Origin of the sequence: Glaciecola sp. MF2-115 (genome assembly GCF_047250385.1) — a bacterium.
Lineage (GTDB): Bacteria > Pseudomonadota > Gammaproteobacteria > Enterobacterales > Alteromonadaceae > Glaciecola.
On record NZ_JBLBVM010000011.1, the window covers coordinates 1 to 1,433 of the forward strand.

A 1,433-nucleotide genomic window follows, 5' to 3' on the forward strand; every position below is an offset into this window, starting at 1 on the left:
AACAACGTATCAAATAACAACATCAAAGGAGTGAGGTTTGTTAATTCAAAATTGCATTAATCCAACCAGTTATAACAAACGCATCAGTTCACTCCCTTCGGTCGCTGGGACAACTTTACGGGCGCATTTCGCTACGCTCAAGAGCTGCACCCATAAAATTGCCCTCTATGCGGGGTGTTATGTTTAACACAAAAAGCAAAAGGCGGAGTAAGTCCCAAAGCAGTTCTTCGTTAGTCTTTTTATCCGAGGTTCGCGAGCGTCCTTTTGTTTAGTTATTGCCTTTTCAACATTAGCTCATGCTCGACGTTTTCAATGTCGCCTAATCTAGCTATATGAAACCGAGTTCCATGTTCGCAAGCATTAGTCTTTCGTTTTCCGCTAACAAACAAATGTTGTCGTCGCGAAAGTTCAGTGCAGGCTCGTTCTTTCACGAGTTACTCTCAAAGGTTTTAAACCAGTTAATTTCGGGTGCGCGCGCATTGGTTGTTTGGTCTTCGCCAGGATAATTCAGTTGTTGTTTCGGTTAAAGTTGGGTAAGGTTTACATTCAAAGAAAGCATCAAATAACAACATCAAAGGAGTGAGGTTTGTTAATTCAATATCGCAATAATCCAAGCAGTTATAACAAACGCATCAGTTCACTCCCTTCGGTCGCTGGGACAAGTTTACGGGCGCATTTCGCTACGCTCAAGAGCTGCACCCATAAACTTGCCCTCTATGCCGGGTGTTAGCAATCCAAATGGTTAAGTAATGGCACTTGTATTTATAGGTCTACCTTTATTATTTTCTTATTCGGTCGGATGGTTCATTCTTTCGATCCCTAGAATATTATTTAAGCAACCGAGAATAGCAGCAAAGCGGATTACTACTTTTTCACTTCTGTTTTCAATTGCTTTGGCATTAGGGCTTAGTATTCCTCTAGATGGTGGTTTTTTATCTGCAGTAATTTACTTTACCGTAATGGTCGTTATATTTAATGTGCTGCAATTACTGGGGCTATATTTTTATCAAATGGCAACAGGTAAGTAATGTGTCAGCTCTTTCTTTAAAGAGTTACTCTCATCTGTTTTTAATGAGTTAATTTCGGGTTCGCGAGCATTGGCTGTTTGGTTCTCGCCGATAAACATCAGTTGTTGTCTGGGATCCAAACGAGTGCTATTTTTACCTTAATGGTTAACGCAAGGAGGCATTAAATGTTTAATCAAAACCAAGTTAAATCAACCAGTGCTAACAATCGCATCAGTTCACTCCCTTCGGTCGCTGGGACAACTTTACGGGCGCATTTCGCGTTGCTCAAAAGCTGCACCCATAAACTTGCCCTCTATGCGGGGTGTTAGCGTGCTAGTTAAATAGATCGCTATGAGAGCCAATTCTGGCTAGCTTTAATATGTTGAAATCAACTTTATAAATCAAAACCAAATCAGGCTTTACATG

Annotated in this window: 2 protein-coding genes; one reads left to right on the top strand and one right to left on the bottom strand. The window is 40.8% G+C overall.

What is annotated here, in order from left to right; translation table 11 throughout:
- The first annotated feature begins 749 nt into the window (after positions 1-749).
- Positions 750-1,028 carry a hypothetical protein gene (locus tag ACKLNX_RS00065; protein ID WP_412970766.1) on the top strand — a complete coding sequence of 93 codons (279 nt, stop codon included), beginning with the start codon at positions 750-752 and terminating at the stop codon, positions 1,026-1,028.
- Positions 1,029-1,340: 312 nt separating this feature from the next.
- Here the strand turns inward: ACKLNX_RS00065 and ACKLNX_RS00070 are convergent.
- Positions 1,341-1,433: type II toxin-antitoxin system mRNA interferase toxin, RelE/StbE family (locus ACKLNX_RS00070; RefSeq protein ID WP_412970767.1), on the bottom strand; the 93-nt coding region annotated here is incomplete at its 5' end.

Excerpts from the sequence above, each read along its gene's own strand:
- ACKLNX_RS00065 (WP_412970766.1), top strand. The coding sequence starts at position 750 with ATGGCACTTGTATTTATAGGTCTACCTTTATTATTTTCTTATTCGGTC.